Annotated in this window: 28 protein-coding genes; 12 read left to right on the top strand and 16 right to left on the bottom strand. The window is 62.7% G+C overall.

Going from position 1 to position 26,924, the window contains the following annotated elements:
* Positions 1-82 precede the first annotated feature (82 nt).
* Positions 83-601 carry a peptide-methionine (S)-S-oxide reductase MsrA gene (gene msrA, locus ORS3428_RS07265; protein ID WP_071095939.1) on the top strand — a complete coding sequence of 173 codons (519 nt, stop codon included), beginning with the start codon at positions 83-85 and terminating at the stop codon, positions 599-601.
* Between the two features lie 110 nt (positions 602-711).
* Here the strand turns inward: msrA and ORS3428_RS33465 are convergent, their stop codons facing one another.
* A complete protein-coding gene (locus ORS3428_RS33465; RefSeq protein ID WP_172833651.1) occupies positions 712-888 on the bottom strand; it encodes a hypothetical protein in 177 nt (58 codons plus the stop codon).
* Between the two features lie 225 nt (positions 889-1,113).
* Between ORS3428_RS33465 and ORS3428_RS07255 the strand changes: the two genes are divergently transcribed.
* Positions 1,114-1,341 carry a hypothetical protein gene (locus ORS3428_RS07255; protein ID WP_131802857.1) on the top strand — a complete coding sequence of 76 codons (228 nt, stop codon included), beginning with the start codon at positions 1,114-1,116 and terminating at the stop codon, positions 1,339-1,341.
* 35 nt (positions 1,342-1,376) lie between these two features.
* On the opposite strand, the gene ORS3428_RS07250 is transcribed toward ORS3428_RS07255, so the two are convergent.
* The 4 genes from ORS3428_RS07250 to ORS3428_RS32235 form a co-directional block, all read right to left on the bottom strand.
* Positions 1,377-1,922, bottom strand: a complete 546-nt coding sequence (locus ORS3428_RS07250; RefSeq protein WP_131802856.1) for a hypothetical protein — start codon at positions 1,920-1,922, stop codon at positions 1,377-1,379.
* 649 nt (positions 1,923-2,571) lie between these two features.
* Complete coding sequence (locus ORS3428_RS07245) at positions 2,572-3,018, bottom strand: GFA family protein (protein WP_071095931.1); 447 nt, start codon at positions 3,016-3,018, stop codon at positions 2,572-2,574.
* 139 nt (positions 3,019-3,157) lie between these two features.
* Positions 3,158-3,445, bottom strand: a complete 288-nt coding sequence (locus ORS3428_RS07240) for a hypothetical protein (protein WP_071095929.1) — start codon at positions 3,443-3,445, stop codon at positions 3,158-3,160.
* Positions 3,446-3,496: 51 nt separating this feature from the next.
* Positions 3,497-3,664, bottom strand: coding sequence for a Thivi_2564 family membrane protein (locus ORS3428_RS32235; protein WP_108723001.1), 168 nt, complete (start codon positions 3,662-3,664; stop codon positions 3,497-3,499).
* 384 nt (positions 3,665-4,048) lie between these two features.
* Between ORS3428_RS32235 and ORS3428_RS07235 the strand changes: the two genes are divergently transcribed.
* The gene (locus tag ORS3428_RS07235; RefSeq protein WP_071095927.1) at positions 4,049-4,216 is read left to right on the top strand and encodes a DUF3309 family protein; all 168 of its coding nucleotides are present in this window, start codon (positions 4,049-4,051) and stop codon (positions 4,214-4,216) included.
* Positions 4,217-4,750: 534 nt separating this feature from the next.
* Complete coding sequence (locus tag ORS3428_RS07230) at positions 4,751-5,977, top strand: anion transporter (RefSeq protein WP_071095925.1); 1,227 nt, start codon at positions 4,751-4,753, stop codon at positions 5,975-5,977.
* Positions 5,978-6,005: 28 nt separating this feature from the next.
* On the opposite strand, the gene cyoD is transcribed toward ORS3428_RS07230, so the two are convergent.
* From cyoD to cyoA, 4 genes are read right to left on the bottom strand one after another with little or no spacing between them, the layout of a single operon-like run.
* A complete protein-coding gene (gene cyoD / locus ORS3428_RS07225; RefSeq protein ID WP_071095923.1) occupies positions 6,006-6,416 on the bottom strand; it encodes a cytochrome o ubiquinol oxidase subunit IV in 411 nt (136 codons plus the stop codon).
* On the bottom strand, positions 6,413-7,093 hold the full coding sequence (locus ORS3428_RS07220; RefSeq protein ID WP_071095921.1) for a cytochrome (ubi)quinol oxidase subunit III: 681 nt from the start codon (positions 7,091-7,093) through the stop codon (positions 6,413-6,415). Before ORS3428_RS07220 ends, cyoD begins: the two co-directional genes overlap by 4 nt.
* Positions 7,090-9,093, bottom strand: coding sequence for a cytochrome o ubiquinol oxidase subunit I (cyoB, locus tag ORS3428_RS07215; protein WP_071095919.1), 2,004 nt, complete (start codon positions 9,091-9,093; stop codon positions 7,090-7,092). The genes ORS3428_RS07220 and cyoB overlap by 4 nt, the downstream gene beginning before the upstream one ends.
* Positions 9,094-9,095: 2 nt before the next feature.
* Complete coding sequence (gene cyoA, locus ORS3428_RS07210; protein WP_443136844.1) at positions 9,096-10,037, bottom strand: ubiquinol oxidase subunit II; 942 nt, start codon at positions 10,035-10,037, stop codon at positions 9,096-9,098.
* 400 nt (positions 10,038-10,437) lie between these two features.
* Between cyoA and ORS3428_RS07205 the strand changes: the two genes are divergently transcribed.
* From ORS3428_RS07205 to ORS3428_RS07175, 7 genes are all read left to right on the top strand, one after another.
* Positions 10,438-11,091: a LysE family translocator gene (locus ORS3428_RS07205; RefSeq protein ID WP_071096102.1), complete on the top strand. Its 654-nt coding sequence runs from the start codon at positions 10,438-10,440 to the stop codon at positions 11,089-11,091.
* A 127-nt stretch (positions 11,092-11,218) separates the two neighbouring features.
* Complete coding sequence (locus ORS3428_RS07200) at positions 11,219-13,249, top strand: ABC transporter ATP-binding protein/permease (RefSeq protein ID WP_071095915.1); 2,031 nt, start codon at positions 11,219-11,221, stop codon at positions 13,247-13,249.
* Positions 13,215-14,138 (top strand): sulfite exporter TauE/SafE family protein, encoded by a 924-nt coding sequence (locus ORS3428_RS07195; RefSeq protein ID WP_131802855.1) that lies wholly within the window; start codon positions 13,215-13,217, stop codon positions 14,136-14,138. The genes ORS3428_RS07200 and ORS3428_RS07195 overlap by 35 nt, the downstream gene beginning before the upstream one ends.
* A 705-nt stretch (positions 14,139-14,843) precedes the next feature.
* Positions 14,844-15,251, top strand: coding sequence for a DOPA 4,5-dioxygenase family protein (locus tag ORS3428_RS07190; protein ID WP_071095910.1), 408 nt, complete (start codon positions 14,844-14,846; stop codon positions 15,249-15,251).
* Positions 15,252-15,621: 370 nt separating this feature from the next.
* Entirely contained in the window at positions 15,622-16,764 is a 1,143-nt protein-coding gene (locus tag ORS3428_RS07185) for a hypothetical protein (protein WP_131802854.1), read from the top strand.
* Positions 16,765-17,147: 383 nt separating this feature from the next.
* The gene (locus tag ORS3428_RS31255; RefSeq protein ID WP_201788298.1) at positions 17,148-17,708 is read left to right on the top strand and encodes an RES family NAD+ phosphorylase; all 561 of its coding nucleotides are present in this window, start codon (positions 17,148-17,150) and stop codon (positions 17,706-17,708) included.
* A gap of 102 nt (positions 17,709-17,810) precedes the next feature.
* Positions 17,811-19,148, top strand: a complete 1,338-nt coding sequence (locus ORS3428_RS07175) for a hypothetical protein (RefSeq protein WP_201788297.1) — start codon at positions 17,811-17,813, stop codon at positions 19,146-19,148.
* Between the two features lie 244 nt (positions 19,149-19,392).
* On the opposite strand, the gene ORS3428_RS07170 is transcribed toward ORS3428_RS07175, so the two are convergent.
* The 7 genes from ORS3428_RS07170 to ORS3428_RS07140 form a co-directional block, all read right to left on the bottom strand.
* Complete coding sequence (locus tag ORS3428_RS07170; protein WP_071095904.1) at positions 19,393-20,028, bottom strand: HepT-like ribonuclease domain-containing protein; 636 nt, start codon at positions 20,026-20,028, stop codon at positions 19,393-19,395.
* Positions 20,025-20,492, bottom strand: coding sequence for a RusA family crossover junction endodeoxyribonuclease (locus ORS3428_RS07165; protein WP_244507877.1), 468 nt, complete (start codon positions 20,490-20,492; stop codon positions 20,025-20,027). Before ORS3428_RS07165 ends, ORS3428_RS07170 begins: the two co-directional genes overlap by 4 nt.
* Positions 20,493-20,991: 499 nt before the next feature.
* On the bottom strand, positions 20,992-21,237 hold the full coding sequence (locus tag ORS3428_RS07160; protein ID WP_071095901.1) for a MoaD/ThiS family protein: 246 nt from the start codon (positions 21,235-21,237) through the stop codon (positions 20,992-20,994).
* A 172-nt stretch (positions 21,238-21,409) separates the two neighbouring features.
* Complete coding sequence (locus ORS3428_RS07155; protein WP_071095899.1) at positions 21,410-23,674, bottom strand: xanthine dehydrogenase family protein molybdopterin-binding subunit; 2,265 nt, start codon at positions 23,672-23,674, stop codon at positions 21,410-21,412.
* Positions 23,675-23,676: 2 nt separating this feature from the next.
* A complete protein-coding gene (locus ORS3428_RS07150; RefSeq protein ID WP_071095898.1) occupies positions 23,677-24,153 on the bottom strand; it encodes a (2Fe-2S)-binding protein in 477 nt (158 codons plus the stop codon).
* Positions 24,153-25,013, bottom strand: coding sequence for an FAD binding domain-containing protein (locus ORS3428_RS07145; protein WP_071095896.1), 861 nt, complete (start codon positions 25,011-25,013; stop codon positions 24,153-24,155). Before ORS3428_RS07145 ends, ORS3428_RS07150 begins: the two co-directional genes overlap by 1 nt.
* A 262-nt stretch (positions 25,014-25,275) precedes the next feature.
* Complete coding sequence (locus ORS3428_RS07140; RefSeq protein WP_071095894.1) at positions 25,276-25,866, bottom strand: TetR/AcrR family transcriptional regulator; 591 nt, start codon at positions 25,864-25,866, stop codon at positions 25,276-25,278.
* Between the two features lie 93 nt (positions 25,867-25,959).
* Between ORS3428_RS07140 and ORS3428_RS07135 the strand changes: the two genes are divergently transcribed.
* Complete coding sequence (locus ORS3428_RS07135; protein WP_071095892.1) at positions 25,960-26,739, top strand: crotonase/enoyl-CoA hydratase family protein; 780 nt, start codon at positions 25,960-25,962, stop codon at positions 26,737-26,739.
* The last annotated feature ends 185 nt before the right edge of the window (positions 26,740-26,924 follow it).

Below are 26,924 nucleotides of genomic sequence, written 5' to 3'. Positions count from 1 at the left end.
TCCTAAGCACCCCAGCCGCTTGAGCGGCTGGACGAAGCAAGCCACAATCCCCACCTATGGAGAATTCCACAGGAGGTTTGAGATGGCTTCTTCCGAACGCGCGATCCTGGCCGGCGGCTGCTTCTGGGGCATGCAGGATCTGATCCGCCGCTTCCCCGGCGTGATCTCCACCCGGGTCGGCTACAGCGGCGGCGACATGCCGAACGCAACCTACCGCAATCACGGCACCCATGCCGAGGCAATCGAGATCGTCTTCGATCCAGCCAGGACCAGTTTCCGCACGCTGCTCGAATTCTTCTTCCAGATCCATGACCCGACGACCAGGAACCGTCAGGGCAACGATGTCGGCATGAGCTACCGCTCGGCGATCTTCTACGCCAGCGACGAGCAGAAGCGCGTCGCCGAGGACACCATCGCCGATGTCGACGCCTCCGGCCTGTGGCCGGGCAAGGTTGTCACCGAGCTTGCGCCAGCCGGTCCCTTCTGGGAGGCCGAGCCCGAGCATCAGGATTATCTGGAGCGCTATCCCAACGGCTACACCTGCCATTTCGTCCGGCCGGGCTGGAAACTTCCGGCCCGCGAAAAGGCGGCAGCGTCATAAATCGGCGACTGCGCACCGCAGTCCTTGGCCATGAATTCGCCCGCCACGCCGCAAGGCGTGGCGGGCTTTTTGCGTTTCAGGCTGGCTTTCCGGATTGCTGGTAAGCGGACTCACCCCTTGGCCCGGCGATTCTCGTTCTCGTGGTTGCCGATCCAATGGGCTCGGATGCGGTCGCTGGCCTCGAGATAAGCCATGTCTATGAGATAGGTCAGAAGCTTTTCGCCATCGGCCTCGGCCTTTTGGCGAAGCTCCCGCAAGATCCCCTGCGCAAACTGCAGGTTTTCCATTTTGCTTGGCTGGTTCATTGCTGCCTCAATGTCTGACTGGAAAAGTTGGCTTGCTATACTTGTACGAAGATTGTGGTCTGATTAACAGAGAAGCTGATCCCGGTTGCATCCGCGCTCGATCGACGAAGCCGTTGGACATTGCGCGGAAATGTCGATATTTTGTGACCCAATCGGGTAGCAATCATGCACGAAGACGAGGGCAGCACTCCCGCCAGGCTGCAAGCTATGCTTGACGCGATTGCCAAGAGCGAGCCCGTGAGCCAGAGCGGACAGGCAGATGTCGGCCGGCTGAAGGCCGACGCCGCCAAGGCGGCCAATGTGCTGATCGAATTCTATGGCGATGCCGCGCTGGAGCGCGCCAGGCTCATCGAACGTCGTTCGCCCCAGTCGTATTTCGCGCGCATGGTAACGGCCGAGGTTGCCAGACGCGGCAGGCCCCCGCCGAGAAACTAGCCCGGAAACCGGCAAAGAAACCGGCGAAGATCGCTTCAGGACGATTTGCGCCTCCTCGATTTCTCGCCGAGCCCCTGCTGGATTTCTTCCTGGATGTTGTCCAGGAGGTAGGCCAGCATGTCGTTCCCGATCGACTGCGCGATCTCCTTGGCCTGCTCGACATGGTTGTGGATTTCATGCAGCGAGTGCTCCTCGCTCGCGGCGTCCTGCGTCAGGTCGACGAACCAGCCGAGATAGAGCGCCGGCTCGGCGACGCCGTCGACATGGCATTGGCCAACGGCCAGAATCTTGCRCAGCCCCATCTTCCGTGAGCGGACTCCGTAGACCTCGCGAAAGCCCGACCTGTGCTCGACCGCCTTGCGGATCGCCAGCCGAACCCTCGGCTGGTCTTCCCGCTCTATGCCTTGCATGTATCTTTCCAGAGGCGCGCCCTGCGAGAATTCCTCGAGCGTCAGGTCGAAATAGGCGGCCAGATTTGCGTCGCCGTAGACGCGGTCGCGCTTGATATCCCAGGTCCAGAACCCGTCGATCGATGGATATCGCATATGCACGTTGCGGCCGCGTTCAGGCGCCCACGTCATGAAAACCRCCCAGCCCGGGTTCAAGCGTCGTGAATACTATGTCGAAAAGTTCAAATAAACAAAGTTGGCCYTTTGTACAAGTCCGGAAATCATTGGTGAACTGCTTGCGCGCACAGTTTTTGTGCATAGTTCCCATGACAGAAATATGAATAAAAAATTCTCTCGCTGAAACGATAATCACTTCGTGGCCGCAATGGAAGCGTCACGCTTCACGCCATAAGCAAAGGGCCGTGAGATCGAAACAACCTCGAAGGCTGTCTTCGTCGGGTAGCGCGGTCAAGGGAGAGCATTCTAGCGATCTTGCAAGGCCGGCGCGGTGATGCTGGTAAGTTGCCTGAGCCGCGCCGGCCAGAGCGGCCTCCAAATGTATTGCCGCTTCCGAAATGCTAACGGCCATCGGCGCTCCGGCAAACACACCTGTGGTTGAAAATGCGCGAACGTCAAGACGAAGGCACGGTCCGGCGCCGGGTGGCTGGTCCTTCCCGGCCTATTGCCGGGCCCGCCGGGACCGAAGCTTTGTTGGCCTGGGATTTCGCCTGGCGCCAGGATCCAAGGCATGTCGCCGAAAGTGGGCAGCGCTTTTGGGAAACCGGTATGCATAATGCCAAGACTTGCAGCGCGCCGCCTGAATCCGGTTCAGCGCGACGCTTCAGGCCCATTTCCGGTATGGCTCCCGCCCAGGTTCGCCAGCGTCGGCCGCCGAATCGTCGGCGGTCCTGTCACGCTCGAACTGCCGCGCCTCCGGCAGGGGATGCAACCATTGCTCGCGTCGGCCGATCCACAGCTCGTAGCCGGGCTCCAGCCCTACCGTCGGCGCAACGTCCAGGCTGCCGATCATCACCTCGACCTCGTCCTCGCCGACCGATGGCAAGCGGCTGCCGCAGGTCGGGCAGAAGCTGCGTCCGCCATAGCTGCTGGTGATCCCCGTGCTCTCGAATGCCTGGCGCGGCCAAATGGCAAAGGTCTGGTAGGCCGACCCGCTGGTTTTGCGGCAGTCCTTGCAGTGGCAAAGGCCGACCCGGAGCGGCTCGCCGGTCACCCGGAACTGGACGCCGCCGCACAGGCAACTGCCGCTGCGCATGATATCGTTGGACATGGCCGTTCCTCCTTGTCCACGCCGAAGGCCAAAGTCCGCGCGATGCAAGCCGAGTCCTGGCATCGCCCGGGCCGCTGTCGGCTACAATTCATGCCAGGCGGTGACGGTTCCAACTTGCCTGGGAAAGGCGACGCGATCCTCAATTCGGGAAAGTGAAGACCGGCTCCTCGCAGCGATAGACGCGGCACTGGCCGTCCCGGGTCGGAACGGAGATCGACATCGGCACTTCTGGCCAGTCGCATTCATTGCCGAACTGGCGCACAAAACGATCATAGGTGTCGGGCCCGGTGGTCAGCACCGCGGCGTGCCGGCCCTGGATCAGCGCCTGCGTCTCGGCGCAGGTCATGGCGCGCGTGTCGGGCCGGGCATGGGCGCCTGTGGCCCACAATATCGTGCCGGCAGCAAGGCCGATCGTCAGGCGTTTCATGGGGACCTGGGCTTTCCGTCGTGGCTTGCGGCAAGCGAATATGCATCGCCGCTAGAACACTGCAAGGTATTTGAGCAGCGATACGATGCCGATGACGATGACGACGATCTGGGCGATCTGCCTGGTACGGCCGTCGAGCGGCAGGCGCTGCACGAGATAGAGCACAAGGATCACCACCAGGAATGTGATGAGGATGCCTATCAGAACCGATGCGCCCATTTGCTTGCCTCCTTCTTGCCCTGAAGCGGGCTCTACCCAACGTTGCCGGCTCGGCAATAGTTCCGGACGGGTCCGGCTCGACGCAAAACATGTATTGCGGAACACGAAGAGGTGCGGAGCGTTGATTCAGCACTTTCGAATGCTGCGGATGGAAGATGAAGGACGTTTTCAGCACCGCCGCAATCATAGCGTCGATCGCTGTCGTCATCGCGCTCATGTTGTTGGCTCCCAAGGGCTTCGAGGCCAATCCGGGTCCTGTCGTGAYGTCCGACCAAATCGATTTGCAATAGAATATATTTAAGAATTGTGCTGGAACATACGCGCGTTTCTGAAGTTATTCATCTCAAAACGAGTGCAGATTGCGTAGTAGAAAGGAAATGGGCCATGAGCCTCCTTGGTACAGTTCTCATCATTATTCTCATTCTTGCTTTGCTTGGTGGCCTAGGCGGAATTGGCGGCGGGCCGTTCTATGGTACAGGTTACTATGGCGGTGGTGGCCTTGGACTTCTCCTCGTCATCGTGATCATCCTGGTGGTGCTCGGACGGCTCTGATCGCGTCCGGCGAGGCAGGAAGGCGCGTGGAGTAACGAAGCCTCGGAAACCATGCCAAAATCAGCGAGCACCCCGGTTGGACGGCGGACTCCTCCAGAGGAGCGTCAAGCGCTTCGGCCTTCGCGTCCCTCGCATTCCAGGCACACCACACTGTGTCCCGGGCAGTTCAGCCGATGCGTCCCTTCCGGGCAGCAATGGCCGTTGGAACTGACCCAGCGGGCGCAAATGAAGACTTTCCTCGCGCCGTGGCAGCGCGGRCACTCCGTCGAGGGCACCGCTCTCTCCTTGGGCGAGATGCGATGCCCCCCTTCAACGACCGTGTTCATCCGTTTAGTCCCCAACGACTGGATTGTCGGTCCGGTATATTTTGGCAAAACATTACATTAGCCGTCTGCGATATAAAAGCCCGGGGGACGGATAACGAAAGTTTCAACAACCAGCGCTTCCCCTTTGCGTTGCCCTCGCTAAAGGTGGTCCCGCGAACGCACGGACAGATTCYGGCGGGCAGGGCAGGGCGAACGGGAACATCTGGCGATGACATGGACGGGGGCGGGCGCGCTTTTCATCCTCGTGCTCACCTATGCCGGCGTCGCCATAGGCCGCATTCCGGGTCTCAGGCTCGATCGCGCCGGCATCGCGCTGCTCGGGGGTGCGGCCATGATCGCCATCGGCGCGATCGGCATGGAGGACGCCTACCGCGCCATCAATTTCGACACCATCACGCTGCTTCTCGGCATGATGATCGTCGTGGCGCATCTGAAGGTGTCCGGCGCCTTCCGCGCCCTTGGCGGCTTCGCGATCGAGCATGCGCACGCGCCCTTCATGCTGCTCGTCATGGTGACGCTTCTGACCGGCGTGCTCTCGGCCTTCCTCGTCAATGACGCGATCTGCCTGGTGATGGCGCCGATCGTCGTCCACGTCACCCGCGTCATCAGGCGCAACCCGGTGCCCTATCTCATTGCCACCTGCACGGCTTCCAACTGCGGCAGCGTGGCAACCATCACCGGCAACCCGCAAAACATGGTGATCGGCGCGCTGTCCGGCATTTCCTATCCGGCGTTCACGGCGGCGCTTGCGCCGGTGGCGCTATTCGGCCTCATCGCCGTCATCGTCATCATCCGCATCGTCTACCGCGCCGAATTCTCGCGGCCCGCGGAACTCAGCCCCGAGGTCTATCGCGGCCGCATGCTGCCCGGACAGGTGCTGAAGGCGACCATCGTCTGCGTCGCGCTGGCGGTCRCCTTCTTCGCCGGCGTGCCGGTCGCCAAGGCGGCGCTGATCGCCGGCGCCTTCCTGCTGGTCACCCGCGCGATCAAGCCGCACCGCATCTACCGCGAGGTCGACGGGCCGCTGCTCTTCATGTTCGCCGGCCTGTTCGTGGTGGTGGCCGGCGCCGAACGCACGCTGCTCAACCCCGACACGATCGCCTGGGCGAAGAATATCGGCCTCGACGATGTCTGGTGCCTCTCCGGCTTCACCGCGGTGCTTTCCAACATCATGAGCAACGTGCCGGCGGTGCTGGCGCTCAGGCCCTTCATCCCGGGCCTTGAGAACCCCGAGCGCGCCTGGCTGGTCGTGGCGATGAGCTCGACGCTGGCCGGCAATTTCACGCTGCTCGGATCCGTCGCCAATTTGATCGTCGCCGAACAGGCGAGGGCGGCGGGCAAGCAACTCTCCTTCATGGCCTTCTTCAAGGTCGRCCTGCCGCTGACCCTGCTGACGCTCGCCTTCGGCACGGCGTGGCTGGCGCTGGCGTCGTAAGCGTTGCGAGTGCTCCGGGCGGCACCGGTCAAGGCATCATCTCGGCCTGCGGGGCGGTCATCGGAGCCATGTTCAGGTTGAGATGGGCCATGATCCAGACCGAGCCGATCACGACCAGTGCGACGATCAGCACGCCGAAGGCGAGCGCCAGCACGTTGTTGGTGTTGTCGGGCCCCGTGGTGATGTGCAGGAAGAAGACGAGATGGACACCCATCTGCGCGATGGCCAGCACCACCAGGGCCGAGATCACCGCCGGCTGGTAGATCAGCTCGGTTTGCGCGGCGAGGAATGAGGCAATGGTCAACAGGATCGCCAGGCCGAAGCCGAGCAGATAGCCCGACAGGCCGCCCGCCAGCTCGTGCTCGGTGATGCTCTCTTCGCCCGGCGCAGTATCGTGGCGGTCGAGCTCCTCTTCGATCCGGCTTTCGATGTCGCTCATGGCGATGCTCCCAGGAGATAGACCAGGGTGAAGATGGCGATCCAGATGATGTCGAGCGCGTGCCAGAACAGCGCGAAGCAATGAAGCCGCCGCAGCAGGTCCGGCCGAAAACCCTTCACCCAGAGCTGCGCCATCATGGTGCCGAGCCAGAGCAGGCCGAGCCCGACATGAGTGCCGTGGCAGCCGACCAGGGCGAAGAAGGCGGACAGGAAGGCGCTGCGCGAAGGGCCTGCCTGTTCGTGCGCCATCGTCGCGAACTCCTGCACCTCGAGGAACAGGAAGGCGGCGCCGAGCAGGCCGGTGACGAGCAGCCAGAACTGGGTGGCGGCGACTGACCGGCGATGGGTCGCGAGCATCGCAAGCCCGCCGGTGAAGCTCGAGGTGAGCAGCAGCCCCGTCTGCGCCGCGACGCGCGTAAGCTCGAACAGCTCCTTGCCGCTCGGTCCGCCGGCCGTCGCCTTGGACAGGACCGCAAAGGACGCGAAGAAGGCCGAGAACATGATGATGTCGGACAACAGGAAGATCCAGAAGCCGTAGGCGACCGTGACGAATTTCGAAGCCGGCCCGCCCTTGCCATGGCCCGTCGCCGGGAACAGGCCGTGTCCATGTCCGCCATGACCGTGCCCGCCGGACCGGTGCGGATCGCGTGCAGCGCTGCCAGCCGTGATGTCGCTCATGCCACACGCTCCCGCCTGCGCAGCCAGGCGAGCTGCGCGGCCTTGCCGTCGCGATCGATGCGCTCGACCTCCTTTGCGGGGATCTCGTAGTCGCCATGCTCGCGCCAGGCGAAGACGACGAAGGTGGCGTAGGCGCCGAGGAAGCCGACGATCGCCAGCCACCAGATGTGCCAGATCAGCGCGAAGCCGATCAGCGTGCTGAAGAAGGCGGCGACGAAACCCGTCGGGCTGTTGCGCGGCATCTCGACCGGCTCATAGCTTTCCTTTTCGTCCGGRCCTTGGCCGTCCAGCGCCCGCTCCTTGACGGTCCAGTAGGGCTCCTCGTTCTCGACATAGGGCAGGTGCGCATAGTTGAAGAAAGGCGGCGGGGAGGACGTCGACCATTCCAGCGTGCGACCGTCCCAGGGGTCGCCCGTCTCGTCGCGCAGCTTGTCGCGATGCCTAATCGAGACGACGAGCTGCGCGATCTGGCACCCGGCGCCGACGACCATCACCGCGATGCCGATGGCGGCCACGATCAGCCACGGCGTCCACAGATCCATGTCGATATGCTGGAGGCGGCGCGTCATGCCGAGCAGGCCGACGATATAGAGCGGCACGAAGACCAGCACGTAGCCGGCGAGCGTGAACCAGAACGCGGCCTTGCCCCAGCCTTCATGCAGCCGGAAGCCGAAGGCCTTCGGGAACCAGTAGGTGATGCCGGCGAAGGCGGCGAACAGCACGCCCGAAATGATCACATTGTGGAAATGCGCCACGAGGAAGAGCGAGTTGTGCAGCATGAAGTCGGCCGGCGGAACGGCGAGCAGCACGCCGGTCATGCCGCCGACGATGAAGGTGGTCACGAAGGCCAGCGCCCACAGCATCGGCGTGTCGAAGCGCACGCGCCCGCCATACATGGTGAAGAGCCAATTGTAGATCTTGACCCCGGTGCCCACGGCGATGACCGAGGTGGCGATGCCGAATGCCGCGTTCACGTCGGCCCCGGCGCCCATGGTGAAAAAGTGGTGCAGCCAGACCATGAAGGAGACGATGCAGATGAACATCGTCGCCGCGACCATCGAGCGGTAGCCGAACAGCGGCTTCGAAGAGAAGGTCGAAAAGATCTCGGAATAGATCCCGAAGGCGGGCAGCACCAGTATGTAGACCTCAGGATGTCCCCAGGCCCAGACGAGGTTGACGAACATCATCTGGTTGCCGCCGGCTTCATTGCTGAAGAAGTGGAAGCCGAGATAGCGGTCGAGGGTCAGCATGGYGAGCGTCGCGGTGAGGATCGGGAAGGCCGCCACGATCAGCAGGTTGGAAGCGAGCGAGGTCCAGCAGAACATCGGCATGTGCAGATAGCCCATGCCGGGCGCGCGCATCTTGAGGATGGTGGTCGCCAGGTTGACGCCGGTGAGCAGCGTGCCGACGCCGGAGATCTGGATCGACCAGAGATAATAATCGACGCCGACTCCAGGCGAGTAGGTCGTCTCCGACAGCGGCGCATAGGGGAGCCAGCCGGTGCGCGCGAACTCGCCGACGACCAGCGAGATGTTGACCAGAAGCGCGCCGGTCGCCGTCAGCCAGAAACTCACCGAATTCAGCGTCGGGAAGGCGACGTCGCGAATGCCGAGCTGCAGCGGCACGACGAAATTCATCAGCCCGATGACGAAGGGCATCGCGGCGAAGAAGATCATGATCGTGCCGTGCGCCGAAAAGACCTGGTCGTAGTGCTCCGGCGGCAGGTAGYCCGGCCCGTGGATGGCGAGCACCTGCTGGGTGCGCATCATGACGGCGTCGACGAAGCCGCGGAAYAGCATCAGCGCCGCCAGCACCATGTACATGACGCCGATGCGCTTGTGGTCGACCGAGGTGATCCACTCGTGCCAGAGATAGGGCCAGTATCCTTTCACCGTGACCCAGATCAGCACCGCGACGGCCGCCAGGAAGACGATGAGGGCAGCGCCCAGCGGGATGGGTTGATCGAAGGGAATGGCCGACCAGTCGAGCTTGCCGAGCATCGTCATCCTCCCACTTTCGGCTGCGGCTGCTGGGTCTTCGCCTTGAATTTCGGGCTTACCTGTGTCTCGCCGCCGGCGGTTTCGGCGGGTCCGGGGCCCGGCGGCAGCGTCTGGTGCGCGATCGCGTCGAACAGGCCGGGCTGCACATGGCCGAAGGAGGCCGGCGGCGCATTGATGCTCTGCCGGGCAAGATCGCGATAGGCGCTGGCGTTGAGCACGCCGCCCCCGCTATGCAGGGAAGAGATCCAGCGGGAAAAAGCGTCGGCCGAGACCGCCCGCACGCGGAAATTCATGTCGGAAAAACCGTCGCCGCTGAAATGCGCCGACAGGCCGAAATAATCGCCCTCGCGGTCGGCCTGCAGGTTGAGCTCGGTCTGCATGCCGTTCATGACATAGACCATGCTGCCGAGCTGCGGCACGAAGAAGGTGTTCATGACGCTGCCCGAGGTCAGCTTGAAGCGCACCGGCACGCCGGCCGGGATGACCAGCTGGTTGACCGTCCCGACGCCCTGGTCCGGGTAGAGGAACAGCCACTTCCAGTCGAGGGCCACCACCTGGATGTCGAGCGGCGGCTTGATGGAGGCGATCGGCCGGCGCGGGTCGAGGTGGTAGGACCCATAATAGATCAGCCCGCCGAGGAAGAGGATGGTGAGCGTCGGAATCGACCAGACGATCAGCTCGAGGCGGCCCGAATAGGTGAATTCCGGATCGTAGCGGGCGTTGCGGTTCGAGGCGCGGAACATCCAGGCAAACAGAAGCAGCGCCACCAGCGTCGGAACGACGATGACCAGCATGACCGCCAGCGAGTTGAGCAGGATCGTGCGGTTGCCCGTGCCGATCGGCCCCTGCGGGTCGAGCACCCCTCCGGCGCAGCCGGAGAGCGTTGCGATCCAAGCTATCCAGAGCGGCGGGCGGCCTCGCCTTGGTTCGGGGAACGACAACACGGAACGGATCACGCACGGCGGGTCGGTGGGACGTGATCGCTGCGAACGGCGCGTCGTCGGCGCGGGGCGCCCAGGCCCTGTCTCTTGAGAAACTCGCGCCGGTGAGAGGCGCGTTCCGCGGTACCATTCATTCCGAAGTCTCCCCGGATGCCGTGGCACTCCTGCCAGCACCGGCCAACTGCGGAACGGGGGCACCCGACCCAAGCATCTGCCGCTTGTTCCGCAGAGGCGGTCTGCCCGATCGTTGTACGGGCAGTGGTAGAAATAGGGCAGGGCTGCGGCCCGACCAGCGCCGCCTCCACGGGCGCGAGATCGCCGATCGGCCCACCGGGGAGGTGACAAGCCGCGCGCCGCGTGCATTGGTATGGTGCCGCAACCTGTAYCGATCGGGGAGAGAGCCTTGTCCGAGATTGCAACCATCCTTTCCATCCTCGGCGTTTTCCTGCTGGGCGCGATGAGCCCCGGGCCGAGCTTCGTCGTCGTCTCGCGCATCGCGGTGGCCGGCGAGCGCACCGACGGCCTGGCGGCCGCCATCGGCATGGGCATCGGCGGCTTCATCTTCGCCACCATCGCGGTCGCGGGCCTGACCGCGCTGCTCGTCCAGGTCGCCTGGCTGGACATTTTCCTGCGCATTGCCGGCGGCGCCTACCTTTTGTGGATCGGCATCAAGATCTGGCGCGGCGCCAACCAGCCGGTCGAGATCGCCAATGATGCCTCGGCGCGCGCCGGCTCGTTCTGGCGGGCGCTGCGCCGCGCACTGCTGGTGCAACTCGCCAATCCGAAAACGGCGATCTTCTACGCCTCGATGTTTGCGGCCATGCTGCCGTCTTCGCCGCCGCTCTGGATGCTCTTCGTGCTGCCGCCGCTGCTCTTCCTGAACGAATTCGTCTGGTACGCGGTCGTCGCCTTCGCCTTTTCCTCCAGCAGGCCGCGCTCGGCCTATCTCAGCACCAAGCACTGGATCGACCGCGCCGCCGGCGCCGTCGTGGGCGCGCTCGGGATCAAGCTGATGTGGGAAGGCATGGCCGCCGCGCGCCGGGGTTTCGCCGGCTGAGCTCCCGGCCAGCGCATACGTGCCGCGCGGGGTGCCTCCAAAATTACCATATGCGAAGACCGGGAGGCAGGAGCGCCCCACGCCCGCATCGTGAAACCTTCTGATTTTTAAGCCGTTGTCGGGCGAGATGCACGATGTTGAACCCAACCAGAAGCCGGCCGACAACGCCAAACCGAACGGTGCCGAGAAGCCGCACCGCCGGGAGAGGCGTGAGAATTCACCCTCTGACGAAGCCGCGCCGGAGGCCGTCGGCCAGCCCGCGCCGCCGCCCGAGGCCGTCGAGCCCGATCCCGAGCTGACGCCGGAGCAGGCCGAGCGGGCGCGCAGGAAATACCTGCTGCGGCGTTTCTGGATCAGCGGGCGCGGCTACTGGGGCGGGCAGGGCGACAGGCTCGCCTTGCCGCTCACGATCGGGCTTGTGGCCCTGATATGCGTCAATGTCGGCTTCCAGTACGGCATCAATGTCTGGAACCGCGCGATCTTCGACGCCATCGAGCTGCACGACGCCCATACCGTCTATGTGCTGAGTGCCGTCTTCCTGCCGCTGGTGGCCGGCAGCGTCAGCCTTGTCGTCACACAGGTCTACCTGCGCATGACGATCCAGCGCCGCTGGCGCTCCTGGCTCACCACCGCGGTCATCGCGCGCTGGCTCGCCCATGGCCGCTATTACCAGCTCAACCTCGTCAGAGGCGACCACACGAACCCCGAGGCCCGCATCTCGGAGGATCTGCGGATCGCCACCGAGTCGCCCGTCGATTTCATCGCCGGCGTCACCTCCGCCTTCCTGTCGGCGTCGACCTTCATCGTGGTGCTGTGGACGATCGGCGGGGCGCTGAGCTTCACGCTAGCCGGATTGAGCATCACCATTCCCGGCTTCCTCGTCACCGCCGCGGTGCTCTATGCCGTCATCACCTCCACCTCCATGACGGTGATCGGCCGCCAGTTCGTCCAGCTCTCCGAGCAGAAGAACCAGGCGGAAGCCGAGTTCCGCTACGTGCTGACGCGCGTGCGCGAAAACGGCGAGAGCATCGCGCTGCTCGGCGGCGAGGCGGAGGAGCGCAGCGGCATCGACAGCACCTTCGGCCATGTGCTGAGGCAATGGGCGCTGCTGGCCGGCCAGCACATGCGCACCACGCTGGTGTCGCAGGGCTCGAGCCTGTTCGCGCCGGTCGTGCCGGTGCTGCTGTGCGCGCCGAAATTCCTCGAAGGCTCGATGACGCTGGGTGAGGTCATGCAGGCCGCTTCCGCCTTCGCCATCGTGCAGGGCGCCTTCGGCTGGCTGGTCGACAACTACCCGCGTCTTGCCGACTGGAACGCGTCGGCGCGCCGCATCGCCTCGCTGATGATGTCGCTCGACGGCCTTGAGCGCGCCGAACGCAGCGACGCCTTCGGCCGCATCAGGCACGGCAGGACCACCAACGGCGCGATCCTCAACCTCAACAATCTCTCGGTGTCGCTCAACGACGGCACCGGCGTGGTCAAGGAAACCGAGGTCGAGATCGAGCCGGGCGAGCGGGTGCTGGTGGCCGGCGAATCCGGCACGGGCAAGTCGACGCTGGTGCGGGCCGTGGCGGGCCTGTGGCCATGGGGCGGCGGCAGCGTCGACTTCCACACCGACAGGCGGCTGTTCATGCTGCCGCAGCGCCCCTATATCCCGACCGGCACGCTGCGCCGCGCGGTCGCCTATCCCGCCCCTGCCGGCCACTGGAGGACCAGGAAGATCAACGCCACCCTCGACAAGGTCGGCCTCGATTACCTGAAGGACAGGCTCGATGAGGACGCGCCGTGGGACCAGACGCTCTCCGGCGGCGAAAAGCAGCGCCTCGCCTTCGCGCGCCTCTTGCTGCACTGCCCCGACATCGTCGTGCTGGACGAGGCGACCTCGGCGCTCGACGAGAAGAGCCAGGACAAGATGATGGAGATGGTGATCCACGAACTGCCGAAGGTCACCATAATCAGCGTGGCGCACCGCGCCGAGCTGGAAGCCTTCCATAGCCGCAAGATCACGCTGGAGCGCCGCGAGGGCGGCGCCATCCTGGTCAGCGATATCGCGCTGGTGCCGAGGAAGCACAGGCGCAATTTCATCTCGCGCGCTCTGTGGGGCTCCGGGCTGCAAAGGCGGCGTGAGCCGGAACATGGCGGCAAGCGCGGCTCATAGCCCCAGCCGCTGCCTTCCGGACGTCACGGTTGCCGTGTGTACCCATCCCGCCGGAACGGCCGGGCGCGGGGCGCGTTTCTGGCCGATGGACTGGCTGCAACTGGCACTGCTCTGCGGTTCGGGCTTTCTGGCCTGGACCCTCAACACGCTGTCGGCCGGCGGCGCCGGTCTGCTGCTGATCCCTGCAGTCACCTTCCTGACCGGCAGCGCCGCCGTCGCTCCGGTGATCACGCTCACCGAGCTGATGGCAAATCCGGCGCGGATCCTGGCGTTTCGCCGCGATGTCGATTGGAGCATCGTGCGCTGGTATTTGCCCGGAGCCATCGCCGGCGCGGCAGCCGGCGCCTGGCTGTTCGCCAGCGCGCGCGCCGAGTGGCTGCAGATATTCATCGGGCTCTATCTGATCGGCGCGGTCTGGGAGTTCCGCGGCGGCGCGCGCAAGCGCAGCTATCGGGCGCGGCGCTGGTGGTTCCTGCCTGCAGGGCTCATCGTGGCCCTGCTCTCGGCGCTGATGGGCACGGTCGGCCCGGTGCTGAACTCGCTCTACCTGAACTATGGTTCCAGCAAGGAGACGCTGGTGGCGACGAAGTCGGTGGGCTCCTTGGCGACCGACGTGGYCAAGATCGTGGTGTTCACCGGCCTCGGCGTGTTCAGCGGGAAAACCCTTGTCTTCGGYCTGGCGACCGGGTTCGGCGYGGCGCTCTCGACGCTTGCGGCAAAGCCGTGGCTCGAGCGCATGAGCGGACGCCAATTCCGCACGGCCGTCGTGGCGCTGATGGCCGTGAGCGGCGCCCTGATGATCTGGAAGCAGCACGAGCTCATCGTCGCGCTCTATCACCAGTTCGCAAGCGGCGGCCTGCCGAGTCTAGGCGGGATCGCGTGGGATTAGGGCATGCCTCCCGAAAGTGGGAACCGGTTTCGGGAGGCATGCGTAAATCAAAAAATGCGCATGGAGCGAATCTGAAAGATCGCGACGCGCCTTAGGGCGTGCCTATGCCCTTTGTTCACGAGTCATCATCAGCGTGTCGCACCGCGCCGAGTTGGAAGCCTTCACGCTGCAAAGATCATCCTGGAGCGACGCGAGAGCAGGGCGAAGYTGGTAGCGATATCGAGCTTTGTGCCGAAGAGGCGAAAGCGGAACGTGTTCCGGCGTGCCTGTGGGGGAGTGGGGACGCAGAGGTGAGGCGCGGTGAGGGCAGGTTGGCGGGACATTACGCGCCCTGAGACCAATCGCGGAGGTCGCTCCCCCGCTCCGTCTCGGCTTCGCCGAGCCACCTCTCCCCATTTCATGGGGGCGAGGAAACGCCAATCGCCGAGGGTGCGGAAACGCCAATCGCCGAGGCGCGGCCTCGGAAAGCTCGGTTTCCTCGCCCCCGCGGGAGCGCGGGAGAGGTGGCTCGGCGCGCAGCGCCGAGACGGAGCGGGGGGCCGGCGCCGGCGTCTGAGATTGCCTCCGCAGCCAGTGGCGGAACATCCCTCAACCTGACACCTTCGCGGACGCCGTCCTGCCTGCAGACAAAGCGCGCGTGCTTCGTCTAGAATTCCACCAGGCGCGACAACCGCCGAGCGACATCATCGGGGAGGGAGCATCGCGATGAAAGAAGTCAGACCGCTTTCGGAGATCGCCAGCTATCACGCCCATATCTACTATGACGGGGAGGCGCAGCGGCAGCAGGYCGAATGGCTGCGCCAGCGCATCGGCGAACGCTTCCGCGTGCGCCTGGGCCACTGGCGCGACGAGCCGGTCGGCCCGCATCAGCAGGCCATGTACCAGGTCTCCTTCGCGAACGAGATTTTCGCCACGCTCGTGCCGTGGCTGATGCTGAACCACGGCGGCCTGAGCATCCTCATCCACCCCAACACCACCAACCCCAAGCGCGACCATCTGATCGATCCGATCTGGATAGGTCGCCCGCTGCCGGTGAACGGCGATGAACTCGGCGAGGAGGACGAGGCGGAAGCGGCGCTGGAGGTGAATACCGAGCCGACGCTGGGGGTGTAGGGGTAACGACAAGGTTAAGTCTGGGATAGAGAACATACAAGGTACGAATTGTTCTGAGAGGGGCCCGGAGTGAGGGCCTTAATGCGGGATAAATCCCTTGAAAGTTGCGTTTTTGTTTCATAAACTACGCCTGTGAAACGAAAATGCGACGGATTTAATGCCCATGCAGAACGTTATCCAATTCCCCTATTTAATCCCCCCGGTGCAGCCTGTGGCGCACTACATTCGACTGGGTGAGTCCGGCTATCAAAAGTTGGCAAACCTACATGCGGCTGGACGATTGCCCGCTACGCGTGTCGTAGCCGACGCGTCGCGCCTCAGACATCAWAAGGAGTTGGTTGCCTCTCTGAGGGCAAAAGGCGCTGAAATCGTGYTGGATACCAAAGTTGCAGAATTGTCCGCGCTGGGGCGATTCGAGGGGCATGCGAGACATACTCCTTGGGCACAACTTGGCGCCGGGAAGCCACTCAATCCGACCCATTTCGATCCGGCAGGCGCGCACGACATTTTCGGAATGATCGCGCGCTTCGCTGTCGAATACGGTGTTGATGTAGTGCTCGCACCTACGCACTTTCTCGGCGATCCTTCGTTTGCTGACTGGTTTAAGGTCGACCAGGCATCTTGCCGAGCGTTGCGTCGCGCCCTCGATCGCGAGGGCGGGCGGGCTATCGCGATCGACTACCCGCTGATCGCACCRCATACTTCGCTCAATGACGATGCCCTGCGAAGCGAATTCCTCGCCGGGCTTGAGGGGCTACCATACGACAACTTATGGGTGCGGRCATCTGGTTTCGGTCATGACTCGGGTCCTCTGACCACTAAGCGCTTTTTGGTGGCGATGGTGGGTCTRCACAATCTTGGCAAGCCAATTATTGCCGACTATCTGGGAGGCCTTGTTGGGCTGGCTTCCCTCGCCTTCGGTGCAGTGTCAGGCATCAGTCATGGGGTCGCCGAAAGGGAACGATTCGACGCCCATAGTTGGCACAAGCCGGCGGCGAAGAACGACAATGGCTCTTTTGGTCGCGCAACCCGCATCTTGATAGCTGGCATCGATCGATCAGCGACCATCAACGAACTGGAACTCTTGGCCAACGCAAAAGGCGGACGTAGGCTTGTCACCTGCTGCGACCGGAATTGCTGCACGCATGGGCTGAGGGACACGATAAACGACCCCCGCCARCATGCCGCGTACCAAAGCTTCAAGATGGTCGCGGAACTCGCCTCAGTGCCGGACCAGAATCGCGAGCAGCATTTCTTGAATGGCCGAATGAGTGAGGTGGTCCRGCAGGCGCGGCAGGTGAAGGACCTAAGATTCGATAGTGATGACGCGGCCACGCGCAAAATCGACGCAGTGCAACTTACCAAGCGGCTTGTGGATCATAGCAAGCAGATGGCAAAGATGATGCAAAGCCTTGAAGACCTGCATGAGACCCGCGGATTAGGAGCACCTCGCGCTCGCCCAATCGCGATGCGCGACGCAAACCATGGTAAAGGCAAGGCAGGCTCACAGTGACTACAACTCATCAAGGGGCAGTTGTTCGTTTTCTAGGCGAGCTTGAGGACCTTGGAGGCCTCAAGGGAGTAGATATCGCCAACATTACGGATGTGTCGAAAGCAACAGTTTCGCGGTGGAAAGCGGGGACAATCAAGCCTCATTCTCAAAATGAATTGATACTTTCCGATTTGCACTACGTCGTTGCGCGGCTGCAGGAGTACTATTCACCCGATGAGATTCGGACCTGGCTCTACGCCCGGCATCCGCAACTAGATGGAAATCGGGCCATAGATTTGATCAGTCAACAGAAAACGATCGAGTTACTGCGGGTTCTCGAGCGACTAGACGCGGGGGCATATCTCTAAGCAATGACCATCAAAGCGACACCTCGGGACAGCCGATTGATCGACGCTCTCGAGGTCCTTCCGCATACCCCCTTCGATGCGACCGTCTGGCGCGTTGTTCACGAAAATCGGGACGTAACGCAATACAGCAGCTCGGGCGGGCGTTGGGACGATGGAACGTTTGAAGTCCTCTACACCGCATTGCACCGCGACGGTGCAATTGCAGAGATGTATTTCCATTTGTTACGTGGTCAACCGGTCTTTCCATCGAAGGCGCGATTCAAGCTTTATGAGCTACGTGTAGCGCTGAAAGCAACCATACGCCTGACGACTTTGCCGGAACTTCAGGCGCTTGGTCTTGATACAACTCGGTATGGGCAACTCTCTTATGCAGAACGAACTAGCGAATATCCGCGTACCCAGGAAATTTCGGAGGTCGCRCATTTCCTAGACTGTGACGGGTTGGTGGTTCCAAATGCTCGCTGGCCGTGCACAAATCTTGTCATCTTCGGCGATAACATCGAGCCAGGTACAGTGGACGTTGTGCGCGATCATGGCACTATTGCCTGGGATGACTGGCGCAGGGCAAACATATCCCACATGCCGCACGGTCTATAACCATAACAGCGGTTTCTCCTCATCCGACAATCAGAATGTCATTGCCAATACGATTGTTTTGAATGTACGCGAGTGTCTGGTTGCAGCTACGAAAAAGAAGGAATGAATATGGGATCGCCTACAACTTCTGTGGTGGCTGGAACGGTCGCGCTTCCCGCGACGGGTGGACTTACGGGGCCGATGCTTCAATCTTTGACGCAAGCACTGGGAGTTCCTCGAAGCGTTCTTGCAGCTGACGACCAGATTGAGCACGCATGGTCTAATCTACCCCGCCTGCTGGACCGCATTCCTAGCGAGCATCGATCCGAAACTCTCGTAAGAATGTGCGTTGCTGTTGCTACGGGGTTGTTTGACAGTGCAATTAACTACGCTTGGAATGCGGCCATAATTGAACTGCRCCAGAAAGTACGCCGATTCGGTCTCTCGGTCGTTCCACAGGTAACAGGCAAGCCATTCGACGAAGGTAGCTTAGTCGAACTTAAGGACGCTRACCTTCTGCAACTATGCCTAAAGTTGAATCTGATTTCGGAGGAAGGATTTTTCCTCCTCGATCAGTGCCGCGACATTCGAAACAATTTTTCCGCGGCTCATCCTACGATGGGTGCCTTGGATGAAACGGAGTTCCTGTCGTTTCTCAATCGATGTGCCAAGCACGCACTGTCGAATGAGCGCAATCCCAAGGGCGTGGATATCCAAGGGCTCATATCCGCCGTCAAGGGTTCTCGGTTTACGGAACCACAGCTACTGGCTTGGGTTGAGCGACTGTCGCAGACGTTCGATGCCCAGCGCGAACTGCTTATCGGTACGCTCCAYGGCATCTACTGTGATCCTGCGTCGGGTGAAGAGGCCAGGGTCAACGCGCTATGGCTTTGCGAGCGGTTGGCACCCAGTTTCACTCCTCGTACGAAGTCGGATCTCGTTGATCGACACTATGACTACTTGGCTAAAGGGGATGTCTCGCGACACAAGGCGTCTCAAAATTTCTTTGAGCGACTCAAACTTCTAGGTCTTCTCAGTGAAGCGGAACTCCATGCCCTGATAACTTCTGCCGCACGTAACCTACTTTCTGTGCATAACGCCTACAACAATTTCTACAACGAGCCTCCATTTGCCGAAAGACTGGCGGGGATAACTGGACAGAATCGCGTGCCGGAAAGCGCGCAATTCGAGTTCGTCAATACGGTGGTAACTTGTGCGACTGGCAATCCATGGGGCGTGTCTAACGCAGCAATGGGGGAGTACTCGAAGATGATCCGGTCGTTTTCTCCGAATGAGATTCGGATCATGTTGCAACTTCCAGAAATGCAATCCGTGGTCGRTGCAAACGTGAGATCTTACACACGCTGCAGAGAGCAATTCGCGCAACTCGTACGGCTACTTGATAGCTCAAGCATCCCTACAACAGTTCGCCATGCTTATGAAGCTTGGCTAAAAATATAATGATGCTCCTTACGAAGTCTGACTGCAGCATCCGGATCTGTCGAGACTGGTGGGGAGCAGGTTGCTTCCCATCACCATTCCACCGACCTCGGCAGCAGAAAAGTTCCGCCGCCGCARCAGTTCTTTCAGCGGGATAGAGCATTTTCTGTATGATCATCGAAGGCATCAACATGACAGCGGAGCCATCGGTTACTGCCCACGAGATAAGCGGGGCAGCAAAAAGCTCTACCTTGTCGAGCATCCGCTACTCCCCAATTTCTGCAGTAACAATCTCTATCGCGTGAACTAGCCGATCCACGTCATCGCCGGTTACTTTGACATCAAGAGTACCATGCACGAGGCGGTTTCGTTTCTCTATCAGTGCACGCATCTCATCCGCTTCGTTGGGGCTAAGGTAGCCCTCTTGACCAAGCACCTGAACAATTCGACCTGGTGTCTGCGGGCGCCCTAATTGAGATTCCGCGATCGCCCGCGCTGCCGCCTCGAAAGCGGCCCACGCGAGTAGGAATGACGGCCGGAAGTACTGATCACCGCGGAGTTTTTTAATCTCACCTACTATCGCCCGGATTTGATCTTTTGTTTGAATGGGCAGACGCGGTGCAGAGTCTGCCGGCTCTACCCAGATAATCCGAAATTCCCACTCGGGATGCTGGCTAAAAAGTGCGGCGACCTCACTCAGTTTTCTATCGGTGGGGCCGCTGCGCGAGGCCACTTCAAGAGCAATCTTCCGGCCGTTTCCGATGGCAACCGCGTCAGGTCGGTAGCCCTTGATGAAGACCGGTGACAACGACGGACCTGGCTCGATAAACACGTCGAACCCTTCGGCGGTCARCCGTTCAACCTCCTTTTGCAGGATTTCCCTTTCGACTGGGAGCGTCATCGCAAATCCTCGAACGGGTCATTTGAAACACGGACATAAAGGGCAGGTTTAGCACCGTTCAGTGCATCAACCATAGCGGCCGAAGGTCCACGAAAGTCGAACACATTGCCGGGTTCAAATTTCTGAACGACAACGCGCTCAACCTGAGCATCATCGAGATAGATATGCTTGCACAATGCATCGAGGACAAGTTTCACAATGTTGTCGACGTCGCCTTCCACGCGCTCCTCGGGAAGGTAGTAGAGGGTCACGGCGATGCGCTCATCTGAAACGAAATGGGGTTGCGGAATAGCTGTTGTGCTCGCGGCCCTCACTCGTGCTTTCCACTGCTCTTTTGATGCTGCCCGCTTTGCCTGAAACGACACAGGTGTTCCAAGCACTGTGAACTCAACCGGAAATTTKATTTCCATGCCACCCGCCATCGCCCCAAGCAACGATAGCGGTCGCCCTAGCTTGCTGTCCATAGGAAAGCCAATTGAGCTTGTCCGGCCTAGCAATTGAGCCTCAAGAGACAGCRATCGCGTTGAGGTGCCGCGGTCGATCAGGGGTTCGAAGGCCGGGTACTTGTTCTGCAAGCTTGYGGAACAACTCCCTGATGTCCTTGGCTTCGATGTCGAGCTTGTCCTTGCAACCGGCGACAGCGCTGAGCGAGYCGCAGAGCGTGACTTCGACCATCTGCTTGCCGGTTTTTGGCCTTAACTTAAGGCATTGAAACTACGCAGCAATTCCGCTCTTGGATAAGGCATGGGTTAAGGCCGGGGTTAAGCCCCATAAGCCATAAGCCAGAATCCAGAGTCCAAATATCCAGAGTCCAGAAGAGAAAAGCTGGCGCTTTTCTCTTTGAAAAAATGCGGGGAGGGGAAAGCAATATGCCAGCAGAGCGACGGCCCACCATGCAGCGATGCGCAGAAGGTCAGCCGGTTAAGTCTTCGCCCTTGCCAGCGAGCAGGCGAGGCTGCCCGCCTATCCCCCCGCCAGCCTCGGCAGCAAAAAAATCTCCGCCCCCTCGGGCAGCTTCTTCGACCACGTATCGCGATAGATCGTCCCGTCGATCGCGACGGCTATGCCGCGATCGATCAGGGGCTGGAAGGCGGGATACTGTTCCGAAAGTTTGCGGAACAGCTCCCTGATGTCCTTGGYCTCGATGTCGAGCTTGTCCTTGCCTCCGGCGGCGGCGCTGAGCGAGCCCCATAGGGTGACTTCGACCATCGGCGCCTTAAGGTGTGTCGCTATTCAGGTGAGRCCGGCCTGCAAACGGCGGCTTCCTGCGCTTCCGGCGCTCACGTACTTCAAGTACGCTCCGCTCCGGTTCTCGGAAACCACCATTTTCGGCTCGGCCTGACCTGGATCTCAAGACACCTTAACCCTTGCGTTGGATACCTCAGCCTTCCCGTTCGGCCTCGAGCGCCGCAAGAATGCGCGGCGGCGACATCGGGATGTGCGTCRTGCGCACGCCGACCGCGTTCGACACCGCATTGGCGATCGCCGCCAGCGGCGGCACGATCGAGGTCTCGCCGACGCCGCGCACCCCATAGGGGTGGTTGGGGTTGGGGATCTCGAGGATCTGCGTGTCGATCATCGGCAGGTCGGAGCAGACCGGGATGCGGTAGTCGAGGAAGCCGGGGTTCTGCAGCCGCCCGTCCTTGCCGTAGATATACTCCTCGTTGAGCGCCCAGCCGATGCCTTGCGCGGCACCGCCCTGATACTGGCCCTCGACATAGGTCGGGTGCACCGCCTTGCCGGCGTCCTGCACCACCGTGTAGCGCAGCACCCGAGTCGAGCCGGTCTCGGGGTCGACCTCGATGTCGCAGATGTGGGTGGCGAAGGAGACGCCCGCGCCGTCGGCGACGAGCTCGCTGTGGCCGGCGATCGGCCCGCCGGTCTTGCCGGACTGCGCCGCGATCTCCTTCAGCGACAGCTTGCCGAGATTGCCGTGCTTCTCGCCCTTGGCCACCGCATGGCCCTTTTCCCAGGCGACGTCGTCGACCGAGATGTCCCACATCTGCGCGGCGCGCTCGCGCAGCACCTTGATGGCGTTGCGGGCGGCCGAGATGGTGGCCATGGAGGAGGAGAAGGTGCCGCGGCTGCCGTCGGTCATATCATTGTAGCCGAGGCTGGAGGTATCGGCGACCACCGCCTTGACCTGGCTGTAGTCGATGCCGAGTTCCTCCGCCGCCACCAGCGACAGCGACGCGCGCGAGCCGCCCACATCGACGGTGCCCACGGCAAGCGACACCGAGCCATCCATGCCGATGTTCAGGTCGGTGCAGGTCTGGCCGCCGAAGTTGAACCAGAAGCCGCAGGCCATGCCGCGGCCCTGGTTGGGCCCCAGCGGCGCCCRCATATGCGGATGCTCCTTCACCGCTTCCAGCGTCGGGCCGATGCCGATCGGGCCATAGACCGGGCCGTAGGAGGCGCGCGTGCCTTCCTGCGCTGCATTCTTGATGCGGAAGTCGACCGGATCCATGCCGATCTCCTTGGCGAGCTCGTCCACCGCGCTTTCCACCGCGAAGGCCGCCATCGGCGCCGAGGGCGCGCGATAGGCCGCGGTCTTCGGCCGGTTGACCAGCACTTCGTAGCCGACGGTCTTGACGTTCTCCAGCCTGTAGCAGGCGAAGGCCGTCATGGCGCCGATCTCGGCCCACATGCCGGCATAGGGGCCGCAGCTATAGCGCAGCGTCGCTTCCGCCGCGGTGATCGTGCCGTCCTTCTTGGCGCCGATCCTGACGTCGATCGAGGTGGCGCTGGTCGGGCCCGAGGCGCGGAACACCTCGTCGCGGGTCATCACCAGCTTCACCGGACGGCCGGCCTTGCGCGACAGCGCCAGCGCCACCGGCTCGGCCCAGACATGGGTCTTGCCGCCGAAGCCGCCGCCGATCTCGGAGGAGGTGACGCGCAGCTTGGAAACTTCCAGGCCGAGCAGTTGCGCGCAGTGCTGGCGGTAGACGAAATGGCCTTGCGTGCAGACCCACAAGTCCGCCGTGCCGTCGGCATTGACGCTCGCCACGCAGGCATGCGGCTCGATATAGCCCTGATGCGTCTRCTCGGTCTTGAAGGAGCGCTCGACGATCATGTCGGCCTGCGCGAAACCCTGATGCACGTCGCCATGGCCGTATTGGGTGCGCTTGGAGACGTTGGAGGGCTTGACCGGCTTTTCCTCGAGGCCCTCGGTGAAGATGGCGTCGTTGATGAGCGGCGCCGTGTGCTTCATCGCCTCGTCGACATCGGTGACATGCGGCAGCACCTCATAGTCGATCTCGATCAGCTTCAGCGCCTGCTTGGCCGTGCGGGCGTCGACCGCCGCGACCGCGGCCACCGCATGGCCGTCATAGAGCGCCTTCTTGCGCGCCATGCAGTTGTCGAGGATGTCGTACATGGCGGCGTCGCCGTCGGTGAGGTCCGGCAGGTCGGCCGCGGTAATCACCGCCTTCACGCCGGYGAGCTTTTCCGCCTTGGAGGTGTCGATCTTCTTGATGACGGCGTGCGCATGCGGGCTGCGCAGCACGCGCCCGACCAGCTGCCCGGCCATGTTGAAGTCGGCGCCGTAGCGGGCGCGGCCCGTCACCTTGTCGACGCCGTCGGGGCGGATGGGGCGCGTGCCGACGGAAGCGAAATTGCGATTGGAGTAACGCGGATCGAAATTCATCGTTACGCTCCCTTCATCACGTTGGCGGCGTCCTGGACGGCGCGCACGATCTTGTCATAGCCGGTGCAGCGGCAGAGATTTCCCGCGAGCCCGAAGCGGATTTCCTCCTCGGTAGGCGAAGGGTTCTTCGCCAAAAGGTCCTTCGCTGCGATCAGGAAGCCCGGCGTGCAGATGCCGCATTGCAGGGCGGCGTGCTCCAGAAACTTCTGCTGCAGCGGGTGCAGCTTGTCGCCCTGCGCCATGCCCTCGATGGTCTCGATCTGGCGGCCTTCCGCCTCGGCGCCGAGGACCAAGCAGGAGCACACCAGCCGGTCGTCGAGGATGATGCTGCAGGCGCCGCAGTCGCCGGTGCCGCAGCCTTCCTTGGCGCCGGTGAGCCCCAGCCGGTCGCGCAGCACGTCCAGCAGCGTCTCGTCCGGCTGGCAGAGGTACTCGACGTGATCGCCGTTGATTGTCGTTGAAACCGCTACACCGGCCATCACTTGCCTCCTGCACGCTTATAGGCGGTGGTGGCGACACGCTTTGCCAGCACACCCGCAACTTTCCGTCTGAATTCGATGGTGCCGCGCTTGTCGTCGATCGGGCGGCAGGCGCCCGAGCAGACCTTTGCCAGCCGCTCCAGCACCGCTTCGTCCAGCTTGCGGCCGGTCAGCACCTCAGCGGCCTCCTCGACCAGCAGCACCGTCGGCGCGGCGGCGCCCAGCGCCACACGGGCCGCTTTGATCACGCCTGCCTCGTCGAGCGCCAGGTTCACGCCGGCACTCACCACCGCGATATCCATCTCGGTGCGCGGGATGAAGCGCTGATAGGCATCGCCCGCATTGGGCGCGCGCTTGTCGAGCAGGATCGCCTCGATGATCTCGCCCTTGGCGAGCGACGTGCGGCCCGGCCCGGTCGGCACCGCCTCCACCGCAATGGTGCGCTTGCCGTTCGGCCCGGCCACCACGGCCTTGGCGCCGGCCGCCACCAGCGCCGGCACGCTGTCGGCGGCGGGCGAGGCGTTGCAGAGATTGCCGACGATGGTGCAGCGGCCCTGCACTTGCTTCGAGCCGATCAGATTCGCCGCCTCGACCACGCCCGGCCACGCCTTCTTCAGCGCTGCGTTCTCACCCAGCACCGCGCAGGGCACCACGGCGCCGATCCTGAAGCCGTCAGCCGTTTCGGTGATCTCGGTCAAGCCGTCGATCGCCTTGATGTCGACGATCAGCTCGGGCTCGACAAAGCCGCCCTTCATCCGGACCAGCAGGTCGCTGCCTCCGGCAAGGATTGCGGCCGGCCCGRCCGCGCCGGCCAGCAGGCCAACGGCATCTTCCATTGATTGCGGACGTATGTAGCGCATCGTCTCCCCTTGGCTGATCGAAAATCCCAACGGCCGTTATCAACCGTGGGACCGTTATGAATCCTGCGACCGTTATAAAGACTCTCCTTATAATGGCCATCCGCTTCCTGCATTGCACCATGCAAGTCAGGTGAGTTGCCACAATTGCGAGCCTTTGAGCCCGGCCGCGATGATCGGCCGGCTGCTCGGGCAGGAAAGAAGGCGCCGGCGTCGTGGCGGTCGGTGAGGTCGCTCGAACGATAGCCTCGGCCCGCGGCTGCGTCTACGCCCCGGCCGGCGCTTCCATTCGCGCCCGCACCAGCGTCGCGGCGGCGTGACCGGCGGCGGTGATGTAGTCGGGATCGTGATGGATCAGCATGCTGGAAAAGGCGCCGTCCATCAGGAGCACGATCTCGCGCGCCAGCATCTTCGGCTCGCGCACGCCATGGCTTGCAAGCTCGCCCGCCAGCCATTTCTCGAAATTGCCCTTGTGGCGGGAGCCGGCTTTCACCGCCGGGTGCCCGGGCATCGCGGCGAGTTCGGCCGCCGTGCGCAGGAAGCCGCAGCCCTTCCATTTGACGTGCCGCGCCACGCGCGCCAGATGCGTGAAGATCGCCACGACCTTCCTGTCCGCGCCGCCTTCGGCCGCCTCGAACCAGCCGGCCATCTGCTTGAGGTTCGGCTGGTCGCGGCTGTCGAGATAGGCCGTGATCAGCTCGTCCTTGCTCTTGAAGTGATAGTAGAGCGTGCGCTTGGTCAGCCCCGCCTTTTCCGCCACGGCATCGACGCTGACGCGGCCGATGCCTTCGGCATAGAAGAGTTTCGCAGCCGCGTCGACGAGGCGTTTCCTGGTGGGGCTGGCCTTTTCGTTCATCCGCGAAGTATACCGACTAGTGAATATACAAACAAGCCGAAAGCTGATCTCTTGCGGCCGTTAAATGTCAGAGGAAATGCCAGAGGAAGATGCATGACCGAGCCTGTGCTTTGCGAGATCCGCGACCGCGTCGCCGTTGTGACGCTCAACCGCCCGGAAAAACTCAACGCCCTGAACTACGCCCTGATCGATCGCCTGCTGGCTGTCCTCGATCATGTCGAGACCGCTGACGCCGTGCGCGCCGTGATCCTGACCGGGGTAGGGGAGCGCGCCTTTTCGGCCGGCGCCGACATTCACGAATTCTCGTTGAGCGTGGCCGAAGGCCCGGATGTGGCGCTGCGCGACTTCGTCATGCGCGGCCAGCGCCTGACGGCGCGGCTGGAATCTTATCGCAAGCCGGTCATCGCCGCCGTCAACGGGCTTGCCTTCGGCGGCGGCTGCGAGATCACCGAGGCGGTGTCGCTGGCCATCGCCAGCGACCGCGCCCTGTTCGCCAAGCCCGAGATCAGGCTCGCCATGCCGCCGACCTTCGGCGGCACGCAGCGCCTGCCGAGGCTTGCCGGTCGCAAGCGCGCGCTCGAGCTGCTTCTGACAGGCGACCCGTTCTCGCCCGCGCGGGCGCTGGAGCTCGGCCTCGTCAACCGGGTCGTGCCGCATCAAGAACTGATGCCGGCCGCGCACGATCTCGCCCGGCGCATCATCCGCCATTCGCGGGCGGCGGTGGCGAGCATCCTCACCGCCGTGGCGCGCGGCCTCAACCAAAGCATCGCCGAAGGCCTGCTGGTCGAGGCCGAGCAGTTCGCCCGCATGGCGCCGACCGCCGACCTGCGCGACGGGCTCGCGGCCTGGAGGGAGAGGCGCATGCCCGCCTGAGACGCGCGTTGGCAGATGGCCGCTTGCCCGGTGGTCGCAACCCCTAGCGCAATGACTGGCGAAGCTCAGCTTCTGGTAGAGTCCCTGGCTGCTCCGACCAATTGTTTTTTATGTATTCCAGACAGAAAACCGTTGCCCACCTTGCCTGGAATTGCTCTAAAGAGGTGATACCGCATCACAATTTT

Origin of the sequence: Mesorhizobium sp. ORS 3428 (genome assembly GCF_001854785.1) — a bacterium.
Lineage (GTDB): Bacteria > Pseudomonadota > Alphaproteobacteria > Rhizobiales > Rhizobiaceae > Mesorhizobium.
This window is presented reverse-complemented; position numbering and strand designations above follow the sequence as displayed.